Origin of the sequence: Lutibacter sp. (assembly GCF_046055765.1) — a bacterium.
Lineage (GTDB): Bacteria > Bacteroidota > Bacteroidia > Flavobacteriales > Flavobacteriaceae > Lutibacter.
Genome location: NZ_JASFZF010000006.1, coordinates 20,430 through 42,681, shown reverse-complemented (window position 1 = coordinate 42,681; position 22,252 = coordinate 20,430). Strand labels below are relative to the sequence as shown.

Sequence of the window (22,252 nt, the reverse complement as noted above, 5' to 3'; positions counted from 1 at the left end):
GCAAACACCCCAATTTCAGCCGAAGATATTAACGTGTTTTTTGGTATTAAAATAGCACCTTGTTTTCTATCTAATCCTTTTAAATGAACATTTTGAAGCTCTTTAATTGCTTCTAAATTTATGGTGGCATAACCATTTTCTATCGCTAATAATTCATATTGAATAACCGCATCGGTGTTGTTTGGTAAAATAGCACCCGTCATCGCTTCAATACAATTTAAAGGGTTTTGCATTGTCAATTGTTCGCTTCCTGCTGCTTGTACGCCTTCAATTTTAAATTTTCTCTGCCCGCTATTAAAAGCTTCTGATGAAATTGCAATTCCATCCATACTTACTCTATTGAAAGGTGGAAAATCACGATCGGCAACAATATCTTCTTTTAAAATTCTACCATTTGAATTAAAAAATTTAACTTCTTCAATTCCAAAATCTTCAGAAGTTTTTAAAATTATTTCTAATGCTTGTTTTGCTGTAGTTAAGTCCATCTTATTTCAAAAAAGATTCCTGCTTTGATAGGAATTATGTTATTTTTTAATTTGCAATAAATTACCCTCCAATTGTAGACATGCTTTCAGAAACATCATTTCCGCGAGCTGCTTCGGCTACAAACCCATTTTCTGGTTTTTTATGAACAGTGCTAATAAATAACTGTTTCAACTCATCATCACTTGCACCTTCTCTCAAAAAATCTCTAACATTAAAAACGCCACCATCAAATAAACAGTTTTTAAACATTCCTGTTGCCGTTATTCTAATTCTATTACAATCATTACAAATAGTTCTTGTAAATGCTGGTATAATTCCAAAAGTACCTTTGTAATTTGGAATCTTAAAATTTTTGGATGTAGAAGATTTTTTATCCTTAAGAGGCTCAACAACATTATAATGTTCATTTACAAGATTTATAATTTTATTATAATCCCATACTTCTTCCATATCACGTTGCCCTTTTCCATTAAAAGGCATTTCTTCAATAAAGCGAACCGCTATATCTTTATTTTTAGAAAGCTCAATAAAGTCAATAATTTCATCGGTATTAAAACCTGATTGAACAACCACATTTAATTTTAATTGTAAATTACTTTTTTCTAATTTTTCAAGTGTATCATAAACTCCTTCAAAAACATCTCTACGAGTAATTTTAGCGAATTTATCTTTCTGCAAACTGTCAATACTTAGATTGATTGCATTTATTTTTAATGCTTCTAACTTATCTATATGGTTTGAAATTAAAGCACCGTTTGTAGTGATATTTATTTCGTCTAATTTATCGTTAAATGAAAGTGATTCTAAAAAATTTACAAAATCTTTACGTACAAAAGGTTCTCCACCAGTTAAACGAACTTTATTTACACCTAATTCAGAAAGTACACGTGTAATTCTATACATTTCTTTGTAGGAAAGTAATTCTTTTCTATCAACTATATCAATACCTTGAGCTGGCATACAGTATTGGCAACGTAAATTACAACGATCTGTAATTGCCAATCGTAAGTATGATATTTTTCTACCAAATTTATCTCTTAACTCCATTAATTGAGCGTTATTTTGTTTCTACCTAATGATATTACTTCTTCTTTTTCTAGTTTTTTTAAAACTCTTGAAATTGCTTCTCTTGATACTTTTAAATCACGTGCAATATCAAAATGTTTTTTACTTATGGTATTATCATTACTTATTAAGCTGGTATACTCTAAATATTTTAACAATCTATTTTCTAAACTTGTAAAGGCAATATCATCAATTGTTCCAATTAAATAGGAGGTTTGTTGCCTATTTAACTTGAAATAAAATGTTCGCCAAGACTTGTATTTTAAAAACCACAAATCTACAACTTTTGAAGGTATAGCTATGTAAATAATATTACTTTGTGCTTCTAGTCTAATTTCACTTTTTTCGCCTTCTAACGCATAAGAAATTGCAATTGCACTACTCTGGTTTTCAAGTAAATAATGCAAAAATATACCATTCCCTTTACCATCACGGTGCATTACTTTCACAATACCTGAAACAATTAATGGAATAAACTTAATATCTCTTCTTATTTCTAAAATTATTTTTTCAGGTTCGGCATATTTTAAAATACCGTTATTACATATTTCTTGTAGTAAATTATCTTCAAATAAATTAGAAAAATTAGTGTTTATAATTTCGTTTAATTTCAACATTTTAAATTTTACTTTACAAAGTATATCTCATTTAAATTCTAATGAGGAATTTTATTTTTTGATAAACCATAAAGAAATGCTCCTAAAGTTGCTCCAAAAATTACAACCAAAATAGAAACTACACCTTTTCCAATTAAAACAAACATTGGCCCTGGACAAGCACCTGCTAAAGCCCAGCCTAACCCAAATAAAATTCCACCTAAAAGATTTCTGTACATTCCTTTCTTTTTGGGTCTTACATGAATATCTTCACCCTCAAAAGTTTTAATCACTTTTGTTTTAAAAAAATACATACTTATCATCCCTAATAGTACAGCAGAACCAATTATTCCATACATATGGAAAGATTGAAATTTAAACATTTCATATATTCTATACCATGATATAATTTCAGCCTTGCTCATTACTATTCCAAAGAGAATTCCTACTAAAAAAAACTTTATATATTTCATACTATTAAAATATTAGTGGTAAAATTAACCAAGTCATTACTAAACCTCCTATAAAAAATCCTATTACAGAAATTAAGGAAGGAAGCTCCAAATTACTTAAACCTACAATTGCATGACCTGAAGTACAACCACCTGCCCAGCGAGCTCCAAAGCCTACCATAATACCTGCAATTAACAATATAGAAAACCCTTTAATTGAAAGCATTGCATCAATACTAAAAATTGTATCAGGCAAATAAGTAGCTCCTGCATTTACAATTCCTATTTCTGCTAAATCCTTTACTGTTTGTGGGTTTAATAAAACTACATCACTAGTTGATAACCAATTAGAGGCTATAAAACCTCCTGTAATTGCACCTGCAACAAAAATTAAATTCCAAATGTTTTCTTTCCAGTCAATTTTAAAGTAGTCTACAAATTTACCTGCTCCACCTATGGAGCAAAAAGTTTCTAAATTGGAAGACATTCCGAAACGTTCTCCAAAATAATAAAGTAAAAACATAATAAAGGCAATAATGGGACCAGCAACATACCACGCCCAAGGCTGAGTTATAAATTCCATAATTTATTTAATTAGTTAGTTTACCAAAAATATCATATAAATTATGTCACTTTGTAATAAATGTTACATAACTTAAAATTCAAGAATCACTATCTTATTTCTATGTAGCTTTATTTTACCTTCATTTTCCAGTTGCTTTAACAATCTAGAAATTACAACTCTAGAGGTATGTAAATCATAAGCAATCTCTTGGTGCGTTGTATTTAGAGATGTTTCTCTCATTATTTGAGCCTTATCTGTTAAGTATTTAAATAAGCGCTCATCCATCCTCATAAATGCTAGCGTATCAATAGTTTCCATCATTTCATTTAGACGAATGTTATAACTATCAATTACAAAATTTCTCCATGATTTATACTTTACTAACCATTCATCTAACTTATTGGATGGTAAAAAAATTATTTCAGATTCCTTTTCGGCAATGGCTCTAATACCACACTTACCATGTGCAATTGCACTTGCAAAAGAACTTGCACAAGTATCTCCTCTTTCTAAAAAATAAAGTAGTATTTCTTCACCTTTTTTATCTTCTCTAACAATTTTAATTGCTCCATCTAATAATAAAGGTACCCCTTTCATTTTATCTCCTAAATCAACTAAAAGTTCGTTTTCACGAAGTTTTCTATAAATACCCACTTTCTCAATTTCATCTAGTAATTCTTTCTCAAATACAAATGAAAAGTAGTTGTTTAATTTTTCTCTCATTTTTTTAAATAATATAAAATTTTAGTAGTAGCTCCAGTTTTATCAATTACATATTTTAAAGCGTTATTACCTGTTTTTTCTCTAAATTCATTAAACTGAAATAATTTCTCTAAAAGTACGGATAATTTTTTAGAATTATTTATGGTAAAACATGCTTCCTCTTTAACTAAGTCTATTGCTTCATTAAACTTATAATAATTTGGGCCAATTATTATTGGAATTCCATAAGAAGCTGGCTCTAAAACATTATGCACTCCAGATTTTGTAAAACCTCCACCAACGTAAGCAACAGATGCGTAACTATATATTTTAGTAAGAATACCCACTGTATCAATTATAAAAACTTGATGATTTTCTAATTTTTGTTGCTCTTTTTCTGAAAATAATACTGTTTTTTTTATTATTAAATTTTTTAATTTTTTAATAGCTTCAGCATTTATATTGTGTGGAGCTATTATAAATTTTTCGTTTTCTGAGGCTGCATTATTAATGTATTCAACTAATAATTCTTCATCTTCTTTCCATGTACTCCCAGCAACAAGTGTGTACTTATTATTTATAAATTCTTCAATAAAAGAAAGTTGATTATCTTGTTTTGTTATTTCAAAAACCCGATCAAAACGTGTATCTCCACTTACGGTTACATTACTAAAATTAATTGAGTTTAGTAGTTTTTTTGAATTTTCATCTTGAACAAAAAAATGTTCAAATGCTTTCAGTGAATTTCGCATCCAGCTTCCATACCATTTAAAAAATGATTGGGTATTTCTAAATATCCCTGAAACTAATATAGTTTTAATCTCTCTCTTTTTTAACTCATTTAAAATATTTGGCCAAAACTCATACTTTACAAAAATTGCCAATTGAGGATTTACAGTATCTAAAAACTTTTTAGCTTTATGTTTAGTGTCTATAGGTAAATAACAAATAACATCAGCTATTTCATAATTTTTCCTAACTTCATATCCTGAAGGTGAAAAAAAAGTCAAAACGATTTTATGTGTTGGATTTTCAATCTTTAATTTTTCAAGTATTGGACGCCCTTGCTCAAACTCTCCAAGTGATGCGCAATGAAACCAAATTACATTATCTTTTTTAGAAATTGTAGTTGTCAATTTTAAAAACGTTTCTTTTCTACCCTCAACAAAAAGTTTTATTTTTTTATTAAAAACAGCTATAATTTTTAAAAGGAATCCTACTATTAAAACTAGTATGTTGTATAAAAAATTCATAAGCGTACAAAGATACAAAATAAGCATACAAAAAAACTCTCAAGCTTTTCAGTTTGAGAGTTTTAATTTTATTAAATCTGTTTCTTAAGCTTTAAATGGCTCAATAGAAACATAAGATCTGTTGTTTCTCTTTTTTTGGAATTTTACAACACCATCAACTTTTGCGTGTAAAGTGTGGTCTTTTCCCATATAAACGTTATCACCAGGGTGATGTTGAGTTCCTCTTTGACGGATAATAATGTTCCCTGCAATTGCAGCTTGACCACCAAATATTTTTACTCCTAGTCGTTTCGATTCTGATTCTCTACCATTCTTCGAACTACCTACTCCTTTTTTATGTGCCATGATATTATGGTTTTAAAATTGAAATTTTTATTTAGTTAATGCTTCAATTAATTCAGCTTTCTTTAAAGAAGTATATCCTGTGATACCTTTTTCTTTAGCCAAAGCTTTTAATTCAGCTACAGTCTTAGAACTTAAATCTTCTGATACTGATTCTTTTGGTGCTGCAACCTCAACTTTAGGTGCTACTCTTTTAGAAGCTGCTTTTTTCTTTGCTCCACTTGCAGCAATACTTTCAATTTGAATTTCAGTTAAAAACTGGCGATGACCATTTTTCTTCTTATATCCTTTTCTACGTTTTTTCTTAAAAACGATTACTTTATCACCTTTAAGATGACCTAGAATTTTGGCCGTTACTTCGGCTCCTTCTATAGCTGGGGCGCCAACTGTTACTGTACCATCGCTATCTAAAAGAAGAACTTTGTTAAAAGAAACTTTTGTTCCTTCTTCTTCTTGTAAGCGGTGTACGTAAACCTTTTGGTCTTTTGCAACTTTAAACTGCTGCCCTGCTATCTCTACAATTGCATACATACGTATTGTTTTATTCGCTTTATTAATAAATAATTACCTTTTCTATAAAGGCGGGTGCAAATATATAGCTTTTTTCCTTTTTAACAAAACTAATTTAAACCAAAGAAAACACTCATTTTAAGCTAATTACTGGTAATTATCTTAATTTTAGGTTAATTTTTAATTGTTTCTCTTCTAATTTAGGAAATAGTTATAAATTTGAGTACCAATTTTGCTTTAAAAAACTACTTTATTAATTTGAATATGTTTTAATTTAAAATTGTAACATTTATTTATAAATTGCGTCTTATACGCAATATTAATTAATTTAAAACTTCTTATAAACTATGAAGAAAATTTATTTTTTAAGCTTTTTAGGGTTACTTTTAAGTGCAAATTCATTTGCACAAAAGGTTGCGTTTGAAGAGTATGACTTAAGCAATGGCTTACATGTAATTTTACATCAAGACAATTCTGCACCCTTAGTAACTACTTCTGTTATGTACCACGTTGGTTCTAAAGATGAAAATCTAGAAAGAACTGGTTTTGCACATTTTTTTGAACATTTATTATTTGAAGGAACTGAAAATATTAAAAGAGGTGATTGGTTTAAAATAGTATCATCTAACGGTGGAACTAACAATGCCAACACAACTCAAGATCGAACTTATTATTATGAAGTATTCCCTTCAAACAACTTGAAATTAGGTTTATGGATGGAGTCTGAAAGAATGTTACATCCAGTTATCAATCAAATTGGTGTAGATACTCAAAATGAAGTTGTAAAAGAAGAAAAAAGAATGCGTTATGACAATTCTCCTTATGGACAATGGACTCCTGAAGTGTTCAAAAACTTGTTTAAAAAACATCCTTACAGATGGACAACTATTGGGTCTATGAGCCATTTAGATGCTGCTACATTAGATGAATTTAAAGCATTTAATAAAAAATATTATGTTCCTAATAATGCTGTTTTAGTGGTGGCGGGTGATTTTGAATTCTCATCTACAAAAAAAATGGTTGCAGACTATTTTGAAAGTATCCCAAAAGGTGCAGACATTACTAGAAAAGAAATTAAAGAAGACCCTATTATAAAAGAAATTAGCGCAACTTTTGAAGATCCAAACATTCAAATTCCAGCAGTTTTTACAGTATATAGAACACCTGCAATGACCACAAGAGATGCTAGAGTTTTAGATATGATTTCAACAATACTTAGTGATGGAAAAAGTTCTCGTTTGTACAAAAAATTAGTAGATGATAAAAAAATGGCAATGCAAATTGCTGCATTTAATTATTCATTAGAAGATTATGGAGCATACATAGTTTTAGCACTTCCTGTTGGAAAAAACACCTTAGATGATTTGGTAAATGAAATGGATGAAGAAATTGTAAAAATTCAGACAAATTTAATTTCCGATAAAGATCTTCAAAAATTAAGAAATAAATTTGAAAACAACTTTGTAAATTCTAATGCAAGTGTTGAAGGAATTGCAAATTCTTTAGCCAAATACTATATGTTATATGACGATGTGAATTTAATTAACACCGAAATAAACATCTACAATTCAATTACTAAAGAAGAAATTAGAGACATTGCTAAAAAATATTTAAACCCTAATCAACGATTAGTTTTAGATTACTTACCAAAAAAAGCTAATGAATAAAATGCAACCACACATGAAAACAAAAATATTATCTATTATAACGTTATTTTTATTGACATTATCAATGTCAGCACAAATAGATCGATCTGTTCAACCAAAACCGGGACCATCACCAAAAATTAACTTAGGTAAACCACAAACTTTTGAGTTAAAAAATGGTTTAAAAGTGTTGGTAGTTGAAAACCACATTTTACCTAGAGTATCTGCAACTTTAACCATTGATAATAATCCGATTTTTGAAGGAGACAAAGCAGGAGTATCTAGTTTAACAGGTAGTTTAATTGGCTCAGGAACAAAAAACATAAGTAAAGATGCCTTTAATGAAGAGGTTGATTATTTAGGAGCTCGTTTAACTTTTTCAACTAGAGGTGCTCGTTTAAACTCACTATCAAAATATTTTTCAAGAGTTTTAGAATTAATGGCTGACGGTTCTCAAAATCCAGTTTTTACACAAGAAGATTTTGACAAAGAAGTGAACATTTTATTAGATGGTATTAAATCTGGAGAAAAAAGTGTTGCAACCATTGCAAGTAGAGTTCAATCAGCTTTAACTTATGGGAAAAACCATCCTTATGGAGAATTTACATCCAAAGAAACTGTAGAGAATATTACACTAGCCGATGTTCAGAATTTTTACAATACTTATTTCAAACCAAACAATGCTTATTTAGTAATAGTTGGGGATGTTAATTTTAAAGAAGTTAAAAAATTAGTTAAAAAATACTTTAACAAATGGGAAAAAGGCGATTTACCTACATATACAATTCCAACAGTAAATAATGTAGCTACAACTGAAATTGATTTTATTGATATGCCAAATGCTGTACAATCTGATGTTGCAGTTTTAAATACTGTTAATTTAAAAATGAGTAACCCCGATTATTTTGCAGTTAAACTAGCCAATAAAATACTTGGTGGCGGTGGTGAAGGAAGATTATTCCTAAATCTACGTGAAGACAAAGGTTATACTTATGGTGCTTATTCTAGCATAAGAAGTAACGAAAAAACAGCATCTACATTTAAAGCATCAGCACAAGTTCGTAATATGGTTACAGATAGTGCTGCTGTTGAATTCATTAATGAAATCAAAAAATTTAGAGACACTAAAGTTACTGAAGAAGAATTAAATAATACAAAAGCTGCTTATGTAGGAAATTTTGTAAGAAATGTTGAAAAACCTCAAACTGTAGCTGATTACGCTCTAAATATTGAAATCAATAATTTACCTGAAGATTTTTATGAAACCTACTTAACTAAAATTAGTGCTGTTACTATTGAAGATATTCAACGTGTAGCACAAAAATATTTTAGTGTAGATAATGCAAGAATTATAATTACAGGAAAAGCGCTTGATGTATTACCAAATCTTGAGAAATTACCTTACAAAATCAATTATTTTGATAAATATGCAAATGTTGCTGACAAACCAGAAATGACAAAACCAATTCCTAAAGGAGTTACAAAACAAACCGTAATAGATACTTATTTTAATGCTATTGGTGGTGCTGATAAATTAAAAGCTTTAGAAAGTACATTAGTAACTTATGAAGCTAGCGCAATGGGTAGTACAATATCAACAACCGAAAAAAGAACTGCTACTAATTATGTAAATGAGACTAGCATGGGCGGCAATGTTCTTGCAAAAGTATTGATGAGTAAAGAAGGTGTTTTTATGAATAAACAACCTTTACCTCCTGCAATGGCAAATGATATGATGAAAACTTTAGGTACGTTTTTAGAAATTGGTTTACTTCATGATGAAAATACTAAATTAACAAGTATTGAACCTGTAGATGGAAATGACGCTTATGTAATATCCTCAAAAGGTGAAGTGGTAACCATTTCAATATATTTTGATGTTAAAACTGGACTTAAAATAAAAGAAGTACAAACTATTTCTATGAACGGAAAAACTCAAAATCAAGAAGCTTTTTATAGTAATTATAAAGAATTTAATGGTGTTAAATTTCCAGGTACAAAAATAGGAAATTTAGGACCTCAAAAAGTTGAATTTAAACTAATTGATGCGAAAGTAAACGAAGGTATTTCAAATAGCGATTTTGAATAAATAATACTTTTAAATAAATTTATAAAACGCTTCAAGAAATTGAGGCGTTTTTATTTGGTTCTATTCACTAAATACACGCCAAATAAAATTATAAAACCAGAACCAAATTGCATTCCTGTTAATTTTTCCCCATCAAAAATCCCCCAAGAAATAGCAACAATAGGAATTAAATAAGTTACTGAAGAAGAAAATATTGGGTTTGATATTTGAATTAACCTATTAAACATAATTTTTGCAATACCAGTTCCTAATACAGCTAAAATTGTTAAATAAAATATTCCTTTCAAACTTTCATCATTCACTTCAAAAGATTGAGAAAAATCTGTAAACCATAACACTATTAATGCAGGTAAAATTAGTAATGAAAAATTTCCAACCGTTATACTTAAAGCGTCTAAATCATGTAAATATTTTTTCAATATATTCACATTTAAAGAATACCCTACTGAAGAAATTAAAATAAAACTTGCATAAAAATAATCTTGATTTGGATGTAATTCTACTCCTTTTAATATTAGCAGTGCAGTTCCTATTAACCCAATTAAAACACCAATAAGCTGCCTTTTTTTAAACCCAAATCCGAAAAGAAGCGCCCCAAATATTAATGTATTTAAAGGTGTAAGAGAATTTAATATAGAAGCAATAGAACTATCTATTTTATCAATAGCGTAGGCAAATAAAAATGCGGGAAAAAAAGTACCAACAAAACCATTTAAAGTTAAATAATACCAATGTCTTCTCTTAATTTTTAATAAACGCTTAAAACCAATCAGCAATAAAAATACAGCAGTAATAATAATTCGTAAAGCACCAACTTGCATTGGAGTTAATCCAATTAATGCTTTTTTCATTAAAATAAATGAGCTACCCCAAATTATAGAAAGAGCAATTAAATAAACCCAGCGTAATTTCTTATTTCCCATTGAGATAAAATAAAGTGCAAAAATCGCATAAATATTCGGATTTCAAGTTAATAGTTTATAAATTGGCTAAATATTTAAATAGAAATCACTTATGGAAAAATATCTTTCAATTTTAATCGTTTTTTTTGTTCTTTTTTCGTGTAACGAGACAAAAAAAGAAAATATAAAAAAAGATACAGATGTTAAATCCCAAGAAATTGCTGCTGTGTATCAAAATTTAGAAGTTAAAATTGAAGGAATGACTTGTGAAATTGGATGTGCAAGATTAATTGAATCTAAATTATCTAAAGTTGAGGGTATAACATATTCAAATGTTGACTTTGAAACAAAAACAGGTCAATTTACTTATGATACAAATAAAATAAACACCGAAGATATTGTTAAAAAAATAGGCGGAATTGCTGGTGGAGATTTGTATAAAGTTGTAAAAACAACTAAAATTGACTCTATTACAAAAAAAAACTGAATAATATAAATTTTCAATAAAATATTTATTGTTTCTTTGTAGCATCAATCGAAATTTAATATAAATAAATAATTATCAATAAAATCAATCTAAAATGAAACAAATTAAATTTTTAATTGCAATTGCATTAGTTAGTGTTATTGCTATTTCTTGTAAAGAAACTAAAAAAGAAGAAGTAAAAGATGCTGTTGAAGCAGTTACTGAAAAAACTACTGAAGTTAAAGAAGAAGTTGAAGTTGTTGTAGACAGCCTTAAAACTGAAGTAAAAAAAACAACTGAAGAGGTAAAAGAAGTTATTAAAGAAGGTGCTGAAGCTGTAAAAGAAGCTGTAAAACACTAAGATTTACCTTTAAAAAAATTAAAAGCTTCAATTAATTGAAGCTTTTTTTATGCCTTATTTTTTCTTAAAGAATAATACAAAAATAATAAACTCATAAAATACAATAAGCCAACTAATTGGTGGCTTACACCAAAAAATAATGGAATTTTACCATTTACATTTAACACCGTAAGTATTCCTAATGTTATTTGAACAAATACTAAAATTATAGGGAGTTGTATCCATTTTTTTTGACTTCCTTCTAATTCATTTCTTAATTTATAAAATATTATAAAGGTAAGAAGCACTAATACATAAGCTAAAAAACGATGTGTAAATTGTATAAATGCCGGAGCAAATAAATAACTATCGTAATTTATCATATTAGTCCAACTCCAATTTGTTGAGTTCAATAAAACACTAGGAACAAATTTACCATTCATATCTGGCCAAGTTGGATAGTACAATCCCGCTTTCATACCAGACATCAGTCCTGCAAATAGCATTTGAATAAAAGCAACACCTAAAACAACACGAACAAACTTATACTGCTTTAATTTATTTTTCACTCCAAAATTATAAACATCTGCAACAGTTTTAACCATTGCCATTATAACCAATACTGCTAAAATAAAATGCAATGTTAATTTATATGCATTAACCCAAGGTCTATTAACAAATCCACTTAAAACCATAATCCAACCAGCGGAAGCTGTTAGAATAGTTAGTAAAATAACAACTGCTAATCGTTTTATTAAATACGAGTTGATTTGCTTTTTTATAACAAAAAAAATAAACGGGATTAAGAATATAAAACCTAAAGCACGTACCCAAAGTCGATGAAAAAATTCCCAGAAATAAATAAATTTAAAATCTTGTACCGTAAACATTGAGTTCATTTTATGAAACTGTGGTGTTTCTTTATACAATTCAAAAGCCTCTGACCATTGCTTAGCATTTAATGGCGGAATTACACCTGTAATTATATCCCAGCGCGTTATTGAAAGTCCAGAACCTGTTAAACGAGTAATGCCCCCTAAAATAACTTGACCAACTAACATAATTAGACCAACCAATAACCAACCTCTAATTATTTTTGTGTATTTATAATTTTTTTTTAACATTTATTTCCATTCTAAAGTTTCAACTAAATGCATCATATCTTTCTCTATATATTTTATTGCCGGTACAATTGAATCGTAATTAGGTTTTGCATAAAAATACAATGCTCCAGATAGTACATGCTTTACACTATCGGTTGCTCTAAATTGAATATTTGTAGCCACGTTACCTTCAATATTGTACATTTTAGCAAAAACTTTTTTATCGAAATTTTCAAAAGGTATTGCATTAATCACATCCGCTTTTACAGTATGTTCAAAAGTAAGTTTTTCTACTTCTTTTAAAATTTCTAGTAAATTATTTTTAACAGGTCTATAAGTAATATAAATAGTAGCTTTTAGTTGTGGGTACTCAATAGTTGACCAACAATTAGCTTTAAAATTAACCTTAGCATTCTTTGAAACTTCAAAAGTATAAGGGCAATTTGTAGTTATTTTTTTATAAGATGAAGTTGGGTATTGTAATTTTAAATACGGTGTTGGTTTTGGTGAAATTTCACCATTACAAGCAGTTATTAAAACAGCAATAATTAACACTACACTAAAATTTTTCATTTTAATTATTATTGTTAATGGTAATTTTAACTTGTTTTATACGCTTTTTATCCATTGCTTCAATTTTAAACGAATAATTACCAAACTTTATTATTTCTTTTTCTCTTGGGAATTTACCGTAAATTTCTAATATAAAACCTGCAATTGTTTCTGATTCCCCCTTATTTTCCTCAAATAATTCAGGGTTTTGGATTTCTAAAATTTTATAAAAATCCTTTAAATTAGTTTTTCCTTCGAATAAATAGTTGTTTGCATCTAATTTTGAATAGGAAAGGTCTTCATCATCAAATTCATCGTTAATATCACCAACAATTTCTTCAATAACGTCTTCCAAAGTTACAATTCCACTTGTACCTCCGTATTCATCAACAACTATAGCTAAGTGATTTTTCTTTTCTTGAAATTCTTTCAATAAATCATCTAATTTTTTATTTTCTGGCACAAAATAAGGGGTTCTAATTAATTTTTGCCATTTAAAATTTTCTTTATTTAAATGAGGCAATAAATCTTTCGCATATAAAACACCTATAATTTCATCTATATTTTCTTTATATACTGGATTTCTAGAAAAACCTTTATTTACAATTTTAGTTACAACTTTTCCATAAGATTCTTCAATTGAAAGTGCAAAAATATCGATCCTTGGAATCATAATTTGGCTAGTTTCTGTATTTCCAAAATTTACAATACCTTCTAATATTTTTTGCTCATCTTTTGTAGTAGCTTCATTTGAAGTTAATTCTAATGCTTGTGATAATTTTTCAACAGATAAGTTAGATTGTTTTTTACCTAATCTATTTTCAATTACATTTGTTAAACTCATTAAAGGTGTACTAACAATAGTTAGTAAGGAATTTAAAACTTTTAATGGAAACGCCATAAAAGAGGCAAATTTTAACGAATTTCTTGTAGCATAAACTTTAGGTAAAACTTCACCAAATAATAATATTAAAAAAGTTACTAATACAATTTCAACCCCAAATTTTAATTCTACAGGTGTTATTTTACTAAATATCGTATCTCCTATATATGCAAAAAGTAAGACTACTAAAATATTAATAAAGTTATTTGAGATAAGTATTGTTGCTAATAATTTTTGTGGGTTTTTTAATAATTCAACAACTTTTTTTTGAATGTTCGATTTAGATTCAGAAGCTTTTGTTATATCTTCTTTAGAGAGAGAGAAAAAAGCCACTTCAGCACCTGATATTAATGCTGATAATATGAGTAAAAATAAAAGTGCAATTATACTTGACAATAACAAGTAGTTAATGCTTTCGACAAATAAAATTAGTAAAAATGTGGGTTCAGGATCCAAATTAATTTTTATTTAATTAAACTTAGAATGGCAAATCTTCATCTGCCGCATCATTTATAGATTGTTCGGGTGTCGTTGGTTCAATTGGTTTTTTCTCAGCAGTTTGCTGTGGAGTATTTAGATCACTTTTTGTAGTTAAAAATGTCATATCTACCACATGAATCTCCGTTGTATATCTTTTATTTCCAGTTTCATCTTCCCACTGCCGAGTTTTAATACGACCTTCACAATACACTTTATCTCCTTTATGTAAATATTTTTCGCAAATTTCAGCTAGTTTATTTCTAACCACAATATTATGCCACTCCGTAGTTGTAACTTTCTCGCCTGTTTGCCTATTTGTATAAGTTTCATTAGTTGCTATTGGAAAACGCCCAATAGAATTTCCTCCATCAAAATAATGCATTTTTACTTCATCTCCTAAATGCCCAATAAGTATTACTTTATTAATTGTGCCAGCCATAATTATCTCATTAATATATAAATCAAAAGTACTAAAAAATTTAGTGTATTTTAAATTGGGTTAAAAAATTATCTATTAAGGTTGAAACAGGATAATCAGCTATGGTTTCCCAAGAGAGTTTAAAATCATTTGAAACTAATGTGTTTACAATCCAAAATTTAGTGTAAATATGTTGATGAGATAGTTTGTGTATTATTATCTCATTATTAAAAAGTTGAAGGCTAACTGACCTTTTTTTAAACATATTATTGAATTCCTGATGTTCAATTAATTCATTTTCATTTATTTCTTGCACGGTTTCAATCAAAGGAAATTCATACAAATTTAGCCAAATACCTTTTTTTCGTTTTACTAAAGTTGTTTTATTATCTTCCGTTTTAATTACCAAATAATTAAAATATCTATTTCTAATTTTAATCTTTTTCTCTTTAACGGGAAGTTCTTTAATTTGTTTTTTAGACAATGCTACACAGCTAGTATTTAAAGGGCAAGTAGTACAATCAGGATTTTGAGGTTTGCACATTTGCGCTCCAAATTCCATGATAGCTTGATTGTGTGTTCCCGGTTGTTTTTTATTTATTAATTGTTGGGCTAATTGTTTAAATTCTTTAATTCCTTTTGTTGAATTAATGGGTGTAGTAATTCCAAAATAACGAGCTAACACTCTATATACATTGCCATCAACTACGGCTGTTGGTTCGTTATAACAAATAGATGCAATTGCAGAAGCAGTATAATCTCCAACTCCTTTTAATTTAATAAGTTCATTATAGTTTATTGGAAACTCTCCTTTCAGTTCATTCATTATGTATTTTGCTGAAAAATGAAGATTTCTTGCTCGTGAATAATATCCCAAACCTTGCCACAATTTTAGCACTTGTTCTTCTGAAGCATTTGCTAAGTCGTTTACCGTAGGAAAACGCTCTGTAAACTTAAAATAATACGACATTCCTTGATCAACTCTAGTTTGCTGTAAAATAATTTCGGATAGCCATATCTTAAATGGATTTATAGTAGTTCTCCAAGGTAAATCTCTTTTATTTTGTAAATACCACAATATTAACTGATTAGAAAATTTCATTGCTTTTTTATAAAATGCAATAATACAAGATTTAATCGATTAAATTTTAGTGAATTAACTTTTTGAAATTGATTTATATATCCTATATTTGCCGTCTTAATTTTATAATAACTTATATAACAATATTAAAAATGACGAAAGCAGAAATCGTATCAAGTATTTCAGATAAATCTGGAATTGAAAAAGCAGATGTTTTAGCAACTGTTGAAGCGTTTATGGACGAAGTAAAAGTATCTTTAGAAAAAGGAGACAATGTTTACTTAAGAGGGTTTGGTAGTTTTATTATCAAAACTAGAGCTGAAAAAACTGGAAGAAACATTTCTAAAAACACAACTATTAAAATTCCTGCTCACAATATACCTTCATTTAAACCTGCAAAAGTATTTGTAGAAGGTGTAAAAACTAAAGTAAGTGTAAAGTAGGCACAACATAATTATTAACATAAAAACATCCTTTTATTATGCCAAGTGGTAAAAAAAGAAAAAGAGCTAAGATCTCTACGCATAAACGTAAAAAAAGAGCGAGAGCGAATAGACACAAAAAGAAAAAGTAAGCTAAGCTTACTTTTTTCTTTATATTATTAAGTTCATTGAAATAAATATTTACATTAAACTGTAAATATTGTTGGGTATAAAATCCTGTAAAAATTAATTATAAATAGTTCAAATTTAACTATTTGAACATAAAAACAATTCAGAGTGAAAACGGAATTAATTATTAGATCAAACTCCTCTGATATTGATTTTGCCTTATTAAAAGATGGTAAATTAATAGCCCTAAACAAAGAAACTAATGGAAATAAATTCTCTGTAGGAGATATATTTCTTGCCAAAATTGGAAAAGTTTTGTCTGGTTTAAACGCCTCATTTGTTAACGTTGGTTACGAAAAAGACGGCTTTTTACATTACCAAGATTTAGGAGCACAATTATTATCATTAAATAAGTTTATAAAAGGTATTAGCACAGGTAAAATTAAAGATTACACTTTAAATAATTTTCAACTAGAAAAAGACATTGATAAATATGGAAATATAGTTGATACATTAAAAACAGGTCAAAATTCATTAGTACAAATTGTTAAAGAACCAATTTCTACAAAAGGACCGCGCATGAGTTCTGAAATATCTATTGCTGGTAGGTATATGGTTTTAGTTCCTTTTTCTGAAAGAGTTTCGGTTTCTCAAAAAATTACCGACTTACAAGAAAAAGAACGTTTAAAAAGACTTGTAAAAAGCATAAAACCTAAAGGGTTTGGAGTAATTATTAGAACTGTAGCTGTAAATAAAAAAGTTGCAGAACTAGATAGAGATATACAAAACTCTTTAGAACGTTGGGTGGCAATGTGTAAAAAAATTAAAACAGTAAAAGCACCACAAACACCCATAAAAGTACTAAGCGAATTAAATAGAGCTTCTTCAATTTTAAGAGATTTATTTAATGATTCTTTTACAAATATTGTTACAAATGATGAAGTATTGTATGTGGAAATTAAAGAATACTTACAAGAAATTGCACCAAAAAAAGAATCAATTGTAAACTTATACAAATCGAAAGTTCCAATTTTTGAAAAATTTGGAATTGAACGTCAAATAAAAACATCATTTGGCCGCACAGTTTCAATGAGTAAAGGTGCTTATTTAGTAATTGAACATACTGAAGCACTTCATGTAATTGATGTTAATAGTGGTAACCGCTCTAATAAAGCATTATCTCAGGCAGACACCGCACTTGAAGTAAATTTAATATCAGCTTCAGAAGTTGCAAGGCAATTACAATTACGTGATATGGGAGGAATTATAGTTGTTGATTTTATTGATATGCACACAGCTGAACATAGACAAAAATTATATGATCATTTAAAAGCTGAAATGGCATTTGATAGAACTAAACATAAAATATTACCTCCAACTAAATTTGGTTTAATTCAAATTACTCGGCAACGAGTACGGCCAGAAATGGTTATTAAAACTCAAGAACCTAACCCTAGTGGTTCTGGAGAAGTTGAAGCTCCTATTGTATTATTAGATACAATTGAAGCTGAACTTGATAATCGTATTACTTATAAAAAGCATAAAAAGATAACACTAAATGTTCATCCTTTTATTGCTGCTTATTTAAAAAAGGGAATTCCATCTATTCAGCAACGATGGTTTGCAAAATATAAAAAGTGGATTAAAATTTTACCAAGAGATGCTTACCAATATTTAAGATTTGATTTCACCAATGAAAATGGTGAAATTATTAAATAAGGCATACAATATCTAAAAAGTCCTGCAAATTTGCAGGACTTTTTTTATTAAAACCAATACCCAACATTAAAATACCAGTAAGTCTCATTATGGTCTGGTGACCACGAATAATTTATTTCAATAGGTCCAAGAAAGGTATCTAAACCATAACCAACCATATAACCAGATTTGGTATTTTCAAATATTCTTCCTTCATTAAATACATCTTTTTCAACACGAGCATAATTTGCCGTAGTTATTAAATAGTTTTTTGGTAAAAATTCGTATCTAAAAGTTAAAGCTGATCTTAAAAATGAATTTGCGCTTAGTTGTGCAAAATCATACCCATAAAACAGAATAAATTCATTGATAAAATTTTCTCCGTAGCCTCCTATATTAAAATCCAACACTCTATTATCATTATCACCAATTGTAATACCTGCCTCTGAAACAAAGTGTGTAGTTAATTTATTAAAAATCGTAAATGCTAATCCCATTTTACCTTTTATTTGAGTAAAAGCTTTAAAGTTTTTATTGTAATTAGAAGATGTTAAAAACCATTTAAAATCTGTGTTTAGATAAAAGCCTTTTTTTTGAAAATATTTTTTGTCGTAAGTATCTATTTTAATAGAAGCAATTAAATTAAAATAATCAGATTTATCAAAATATAATCTACTAGCGTTAGAAGGAATAGAATCTAACGTACCTATAGTTTCTGTATAAGCTTTTATATTTTTTTGTTCAGCACCTATTTCAAGAGCAAACTTTCTATTAAAAACCGTTTGTACGTATATTTGATTGGTAATATCTTCATAACTTAAGCTAATTTTATTCACATTTGCTTCGTTAAAATTCACGTCGGCATGAAAAGTATTATACCTTGACCTAATTCCAAAACTCCAATAAAACCCATTATCAATAAAATAATTAAGATTGTATCTTAAATTATCACCTAAAATGAAATCGGCTGAAAGCACATCATTTTTACTTAAAACATGTTTAGAAGTATAATTTACTAACACTCCTGTTTTATATAAATCATCATAATGAATTCCTAGTTTTAAATAGTTAGAAATTTCATTTTCTTTTACTTTAAACTGTATTGTTTCTCCTTCATCAGATTGTAACATATTGTACTGTACCGATTCAAAATTACCAGTTGCAGCAATATTATTAATACAACTTTCTAGCTTATCATAATTCGTTGAATCCTTCCTTCTTATATTCAATTTACCAAGCATATAAGCTCTTGTATAATTTTTATTCCCAGTTATTTCAATCTTTTTTATTACAAATTTCTGTTTGTAATTATTTTTAATTTGTGGTTTCTCAATTTTTATTTGTTGCTTTGCTATTGCTTTTAAATCAGCCATTTTTATTCGTGCTGCACTATCTCCTTGTTTCATAATTTCATCAATCTTGTCAAATGAAACCACATTGTATTTTTGTACAGTAGGTTTTATTAACACATCTACATATTTATTTTTTCCTTCTCCATTTTTACTAATTTGAAAACTAACAATTTGATTTAAGATTTTTACTGCAGAATCTAAATTTTCTTTTTTATCTAAACCACTCTGTGTATCAACACCAATAACAATATCCGCTCCCATTTCTTTAACTTCTTTTGCTGGAAAATTGTTTATAATCCCTCCATCGGTTAAAAGTTTACCATTAATTTCTACTGGGGATAATAGTGTAGGAAAAGATCCACTTGCTTTTATAGCTAAAGGTAAAAACCCATTTCGAAGCACTTCCTGTTTTCCATTTTCTAAATTAGTTGCAATACATAAAAAGGGCGTAGGTAATTTATTAAAATCATGAGTATTATTAACTTGTTGGGTTAACCTAGTTAATAAATTAAGTAAATTTTGTCCTCCAGTTAAAGCTACTGGTATTCCAACCTTTCCTTTTTTTATTGGTAATACCAAAATATATTTTTCTCCATTTTCTTTTTCATAAAATGGTTTCGATTTACGGGGCAAACTCCTAGACAAAATTTGTTGGTAATCTATAGCTCTTAAAATGGAATCTAATTGTGTACCATTATATCCAGCGGCATACAAACCTCCTACAATAGCTCCCATACTTGTTCCTCCAACATAATCAATTCTAACACCTGCTTCCTCTAAAACTTTTATGGCTGCTACATGTGCAAATCCTTTAGCTCCACCTCCACTAAGTACTAAACCTACTTTTAAATCTTTTTTCTTTGGTTCATTTTGGGAAAAAACGGATAAACTTGAAATAATTAAAAATGAAATTAATAGTTTTTTCATGTATCTTTTTTTTGATAATATTCTTTTATTTTTTGAGCTCTATTTTTACCTACCACTTTTTCCATTTCATTTAAAGACGCTAGTTTAATTCTTTTTACAGATTTAAAATGCCTCATTAAAGATACAACAGTTTGTTTACCAATTCCTAAAACTTGTTCCAATTCATTGGTTATAGCTCCTTTACTCCGTTTATTTCTATGATGCGTAATTCCAAATCGATGTGCCTCATCTCTAAGTCGTTGAATTATTTTTAAACTTTCTGAAGTTTTATCTAAATACAATGGTATAGGATCATTTGGGTAATAAATTTCTTCTAATCGCTTTGCAATTCCAATAATGGCAATTTTATTTCTTAGACCTAACACCTCTAAACTTTTTAAAGACGCAGATAATTGTCCTTTTCCTCCATCAACAACAATTAGCTGAGGTAAACTCAAACCTTCTTCTTGTAATCGTTTATATCGCCTAAAAACAACTTCTTCCATAGATGCAAAATCATCTGGTCCTTCAACAGTTTTTATATTAAAATGTCTGTAGTCTTTTTTACTAGGTTTTCCATCCTTAAAAACAACACAAGCAGCCACTGGGTTTGTACCTTGAATATTAGAATTATCAAAACACTCAATATGTCTTGGTTCAACAGTTAGTCGTAAATCTTTCTGCATTTGTGCCATAATTCTTTTCACATGCCTGTCTGGATCCACAATTTTAATTTGTTTAAATCTTTCTTGCCTATAATATTTTGCATTTCTAAGGCTCAAATCTACAATTCGTTTTTTATCTCCAAGTTTAGGAATTGTTATTTTTAAGTTTTCACCTAAATCAACACTAAATGGTACATAAATTTCTTTTGACAATGAATTAAAACGTTGTCTAATTTCAATAATTGCCAACTCTAATAATTCTTTATCTGTCTCTTCTAATTTCTTTTTAATTTCAGAAGTATGAGATTGAATTATAGCTCCATTAACAATTTTAAAAAAGTTTATATAACTAAAACTTTCATCTGAAATAATTGAGAACACATCAACATTTGTAATTGATGGATTTACAACAGTTGATTTAGCTTGATAATTTGCAAGCAATTCTATTTTTTCTTTAATTTTTTGCGCTTCTTCAAATTTCATTTCACTAGCATAACGCATCATTAACTGCTGAAATAATTTTAAGGATTCTTTAAAATTCCCCTTAATAATATTTCGAATTGAAACAATATCTTCTAAATAATTTTCTTCTGTTTGAAATCCCTCACAAGCGCCTTTACAATTCCCAATATGAAAATCTAAACACACTTTATACTTTTTAATTTCAATATTTTTTTTACTTAAAAAATAACTACAACTTCGTAATAAATACAATTCTTTAATTAAATCTAACAATGCTTTTGCCGTTCGTACTGAAGTATAAGGACCAAAATATTCCGAGCCATCTTTAATTACATTTCGCGTTAAAAAAATTCGTGGAAAACGTTCTTTTTTAATACAAATCCAAGGATATGTTTTATCATCTTTCAACATCACATTATAGCGAGGTTGATATTTTTTAATTAAATTGTTTTCTAACAACAAAGCATCAGTCTCTGTATCAACAACAATATGCTTAATGGTGACAATTTTTTTAACTAGTATTTTTGTTTTTCCATACTCGTGTTTTTTTGTAAAATACGAAGACACTCTTTTTTTTAAATTTTTTGCTTTTCCAATATATAAAATAGTTCCATCTATATCATAATACTGATAAACTCCAGGTGATGAAGGCAACGTTTTTATTTGAATCTCTAATTCCAAAAATAG

General features: G+C 28.3%; 22 protein-coding genes and 1 pseudogene. 6 read left to right on the top strand and 17 right to left on the bottom strand.

Annotation, left to right across the window (positions count from 1 at the left end; genetic code table 11):
* The 9 genes and pseudogenes from QM495_RS00640 to rplU all read right to left on the bottom strand — a co-directional run.
* Positions 1–485, bottom strand: a pseudogene (locus QM495_RS00640) (molybdopterin molybdenumtransferase MoeA); the annotation flags it as partial.
* 61 nt (positions 486–546) lie between these two features.
* A complete protein-coding gene (moaA, locus tag QM495_RS00635) occupies positions 547–1,533 on the bottom strand; it encodes a GTP 3',8-cyclase MoaA (RefSeq protein WP_408670169.1) in 987 nt (328 codons plus the stop codon).
* Positions 1,533–2,168, bottom strand: a complete 636-nt coding sequence (locus QM495_RS00630; protein ID WP_408670168.1) for a Crp/Fnr family transcriptional regulator — start codon at positions 2,166–2,168, stop codon at positions 1,533–1,535. The genes moaA and QM495_RS00630 overlap by 1 nt, the downstream gene beginning before the upstream one ends.
* A 38-nt stretch (positions 2,169–2,206) precedes the next feature.
* Positions 2,207–2,620 carry a DUF6691 family protein gene (locus tag QM495_RS00625; protein WP_408670167.1) on the bottom strand — a complete coding sequence of 138 codons (414 nt, stop codon included), beginning with the start codon at positions 2,618–2,620 and terminating at the stop codon, positions 2,207–2,209.
* Between the two features lie 4 nt (positions 2,621–2,624).
* A complete protein-coding gene (locus QM495_RS00620; RefSeq protein ID WP_408670166.1) occupies positions 2,625–3,182 on the bottom strand; it encodes a YeeE/YedE family protein in 558 nt (185 codons plus the stop codon).
* A gap of 72 nt (positions 3,183–3,254) precedes the next feature.
* Complete coding sequence (locus tag QM495_RS00615) at positions 3,255–3,887, bottom strand: Crp/Fnr family transcriptional regulator (protein WP_408670165.1); 633 nt, start codon at positions 3,885–3,887, stop codon at positions 3,255–3,257.
* On the bottom strand, positions 3,884–5,119 hold the full coding sequence (locus QM495_RS00610) for a 3-deoxy-D-manno-octulosonic acid transferase (RefSeq protein WP_408670164.1): 1,236 nt from the start codon (positions 5,117–5,119) through the stop codon (positions 3,884–3,886). Before QM495_RS00610 ends, QM495_RS00615 begins: the two co-directional genes overlap by 4 nt.
* 84 nt (positions 5,120–5,203) lie before the next feature.
* Positions 5,204–5,464 carry a 50S ribosomal protein L27 gene (rpmA, locus tag QM495_RS00605; RefSeq protein WP_408670163.1) on the bottom strand — a complete coding sequence of 87 codons (261 nt, stop codon included), beginning with the start codon at positions 5,462–5,464 and terminating at the stop codon, positions 5,204–5,206.
* Positions 5,465–5,491: 27 nt separating this feature from the next.
* The gene (gene rplU / locus QM495_RS00600; RefSeq protein WP_408670162.1) at positions 5,492–5,992 is read right to left on the bottom strand and encodes a 50S ribosomal protein L21; all 501 of its coding nucleotides are present in this window, start codon (positions 5,990–5,992) and stop codon (positions 5,492–5,494) included.
* Between the two features lie 326 nt (positions 5,993–6,318).
* Here rplU and QM495_RS00595 point away from each other — a divergent pair, with 326 nt between their 5' ends.
* Together QM495_RS00595 and QM495_RS00590 are read left to right on the top strand one after the other, a co-directional pair.
* Positions 6,319–7,638, top strand: a complete 1,320-nt coding sequence (locus tag QM495_RS00595) for a M16 family metallopeptidase (RefSeq protein ID WP_408670161.1) — start codon at positions 6,319–6,321, stop codon at positions 7,636–7,638.
* Positions 7,639–7,651: 13 nt separating this feature from the next.
* Positions 7,652–9,706 (top strand): M16 family metallopeptidase, encoded by a 2,055-nt coding sequence (locus QM495_RS00590; RefSeq protein WP_408670160.1) that lies wholly within the window; start codon positions 7,652–7,654, stop codon positions 9,704–9,706.
* Positions 9,707–9,756: 50 nt separating this feature from the next.
* On the opposite strand, the gene QM495_RS00585 is transcribed toward QM495_RS00590, so the two are convergent.
* Positions 9,757–10,629: a DMT family transporter gene (locus QM495_RS00585; RefSeq protein ID WP_408670159.1), complete on the bottom strand. Its 873-nt coding sequence runs from the start codon at positions 10,627–10,629 to the stop codon at positions 9,757–9,759.
* Positions 10,630–10,720: 91 nt separating this feature from the next.
* On the opposite strand from QM495_RS00585, the gene QM495_RS00580 reads away from it, so the two are divergent.
* Positions 10,721–11,095, top strand: a complete 375-nt coding sequence (locus QM495_RS00580) for a heavy-metal-associated domain-containing protein (protein WP_408670158.1) — start codon at positions 10,721–10,723, stop codon at positions 11,093–11,095.
* Between the two features lie 94 nt (positions 11,096–11,189).
* Positions 11,190–11,435, top strand: a complete 246-nt coding sequence (locus QM495_RS00575) for a hypothetical protein (protein ID WP_408670157.1) — start codon at positions 11,190–11,192, stop codon at positions 11,433–11,435.
* A 47-nt stretch (positions 11,436–11,482) separates the two neighbouring features.
* Here the strand turns inward: QM495_RS00575 and QM495_RS00570 are convergent, their stop codons facing one another.
* Genes QM495_RS00570 through mutY form a run of 5 tightly spaced genes read right to left on the bottom strand, consistent with a single transcriptional unit; the run spans position 11,483 to position 15,952 of the window.
* Positions 11,483–12,538, bottom strand: coding sequence for a COX15/CtaA family protein (locus QM495_RS00570; protein ID WP_408670156.1), 1,056 nt, complete (start codon positions 12,536–12,538; stop codon positions 11,483–11,485).
* On the bottom strand, positions 12,539–13,090 hold the full coding sequence (gene gldD / locus QM495_RS00565) for a gliding motility lipoprotein GldD (RefSeq protein ID WP_408670155.1): 552 nt from the start codon (positions 13,088–13,090) through the stop codon (positions 12,539–12,541).
* 1 nt (position 13,091) lies between these two features.
* Positions 13,092–14,408, bottom strand: a complete 1,317-nt coding sequence (gldE, locus tag QM495_RS00560; RefSeq protein WP_408670154.1) for a gliding motility-associated protein GldE — start codon at positions 14,406–14,408, stop codon at positions 13,092–13,094.
* Between the two features lie 22 nt (positions 14,409–14,430).
* Positions 14,431–14,871, bottom strand: a complete 441-nt coding sequence (locus tag QM495_RS00555) for a single-stranded DNA-binding protein (protein WP_408670153.1) — start codon at positions 14,869–14,871, stop codon at positions 14,431–14,433.
* A gap of 40 nt (positions 14,872–14,911) precedes the next feature.
* Positions 14,912–15,952, bottom strand: coding sequence for an A/G-specific adenine glycosylase (mutY, locus tag QM495_RS00550; protein ID WP_408670152.1), 1,041 nt, complete (start codon positions 15,950–15,952; stop codon positions 14,912–14,914).
* Positions 15,953–16,083: 131 nt separating this feature from the next.
* Between mutY and QM495_RS00545 the strand changes: the two genes are divergently transcribed.
* A complete protein-coding gene (locus QM495_RS00545) occupies positions 16,084–16,374 on the top strand; it encodes an HU family DNA-binding protein (protein WP_408670151.1) in 291 nt (96 codons plus the stop codon).
* Between the two features lie 276 nt (positions 16,375–16,650).
* Positions 16,651–18,201 (top strand): Rne/Rng family ribonuclease, encoded by a 1,551-nt coding sequence (locus QM495_RS00540; protein WP_408670150.1) that lies wholly within the window; start codon positions 16,651–16,653, stop codon positions 18,199–18,201.
* 47 nt (positions 18,202–18,248) lie between these two features.
* Here the strand turns inward: QM495_RS00540 and QM495_RS00535 are convergent, their stop codons facing one another.
* Together QM495_RS00535 and uvrC are read right to left on the bottom strand one after the other, a co-directional pair.
* Entirely contained in the window at positions 18,249–20,459 is a 2,211-nt protein-coding gene (locus QM495_RS00535) for a patatin-like phospholipase family protein (RefSeq protein WP_408670149.1), read from the bottom strand.
* Complete coding sequence (uvrC, locus tag QM495_RS00530; protein WP_408670148.1) at positions 20,456–22,246, bottom strand: excinuclease ABC subunit UvrC; 1,791 nt, start codon at positions 22,244–22,246, stop codon at positions 20,456–20,458. The genes QM495_RS00535 and uvrC overlap by 4 nt, the downstream gene beginning before the upstream one ends.
* Between the last annotated feature and the right edge of the window lie 6 nt (positions 22,247–22,252).

Excerpts from the sequence above, each read along its gene's own strand:
- moaA (WP_408670169.1), bottom strand. The coding sequence starts at position 1,533 with ATGGAGTTAAGAGATAAATTTGGTAGAAAAATATCATACTTACGATTG.
- QM495_RS00630 (WP_408670168.1), bottom strand. The coding sequence starts at position 2,168 with ATGTTGAAATTAAACGAAATTATAAACACTAATTTTTCTAATTTATTT.
- QM495_RS00625 (WP_408670167.1), bottom strand. The coding sequence starts at position 2,620 with ATGAAATATATAAAGTTTTTTTTAGTAGGAATTCTCTTTGGAATAGTA.
- QM495_RS00620 (WP_408670166.1), bottom strand. The coding sequence starts at position 3,182 with ATGGAATTTATAACTCAGCCTTGGGCGTGGTATGTTGCTGGTCCCATT.
- QM495_RS00615 (WP_408670165.1), bottom strand. The coding sequence starts at position 3,887 with ATGAGAGAAAAATTAAACAACTACTTTTCATTTGTATTTGAGAAAGAA.
- QM495_RS00610 (WP_408670164.1), bottom strand. The coding sequence starts at position 5,119 with ATGAATTTTTTATACAACATACTAGTTTTAATAGTAGGATTCCTTTTA.
- rpmA (WP_408670163.1), bottom strand. The coding sequence starts at position 5,464 with ATGGCACATAAAAAAGGAGTAGGTAGTTCGAAGAATGGTAGAGAATCA.
- rplU (WP_408670162.1), bottom strand. The coding sequence starts at position 5,992 with ATGTATGCAATTGTAGAGATAGCAGGGCAGCAGTTTAAAGTTGCAAAA.
- QM495_RS00595 (WP_408670161.1), top strand. The coding sequence starts at position 6,319 with ATGAAGAAAATTTATTTTTTAAGCTTTTTAGGGTTACTTTTAAGTGCA.
- QM495_RS00590 (WP_408670160.1), top strand. The coding sequence starts at position 7,652 with ATGAAAACAAAAATATTATCTATTATAACGTTATTTTTATTGACATTA.
- QM495_RS00585 (WP_408670159.1), bottom strand. The coding sequence starts at position 10,629 with ATGGGAAATAAGAAATTACGCTGGGTTTATTTAATTGCTCTTTCTATA.
- QM495_RS00580 (WP_408670158.1), top strand. The coding sequence starts at position 10,721 with ATGGAAAAATATCTTTCAATTTTAATCGTTTTTTTTGTTCTTTTTTCG.
- QM495_RS00575 (WP_408670157.1), top strand. The coding sequence starts at position 11,190 with ATGAAACAAATTAAATTTTTAATTGCAATTGCATTAGTTAGTGTTATT.
- QM495_RS00570 (WP_408670156.1), bottom strand. The coding sequence starts at position 12,538 with ATGTTAAAAAAAAATTATAAATACACAAAAATAATTAGAGGTTGGTTA.
- gldD (WP_408670155.1), bottom strand. The coding sequence starts at position 13,090 with ATGAAAAATTTTAGTGTAGTGTTAATTATTGCTGTTTTAATAACTGCT.
- QM495_RS00555 (WP_408670153.1), bottom strand. The coding sequence starts at position 14,871 with ATGGCTGGCACAATTAATAAAGTAATACTTATTGGGCATTTAGGAGAT.
- mutY (WP_408670152.1), bottom strand. The coding sequence starts at position 15,952 with ATGAAATTTTCTAATCAGTTAATATTGTGGTATTTACAAAATAAAAGA.
- QM495_RS00545 (WP_408670151.1), top strand. The coding sequence starts at position 16,084 with ATGACGAAAGCAGAAATCGTATCAAGTATTTCAGATAAATCTGGAATT.
- QM495_RS00535 (WP_408670149.1), bottom strand. The coding sequence starts at position 20,459 with ATGAAAAAACTATTAATTTCATTTTTAATTATTTCAAGTTTATCCGTT.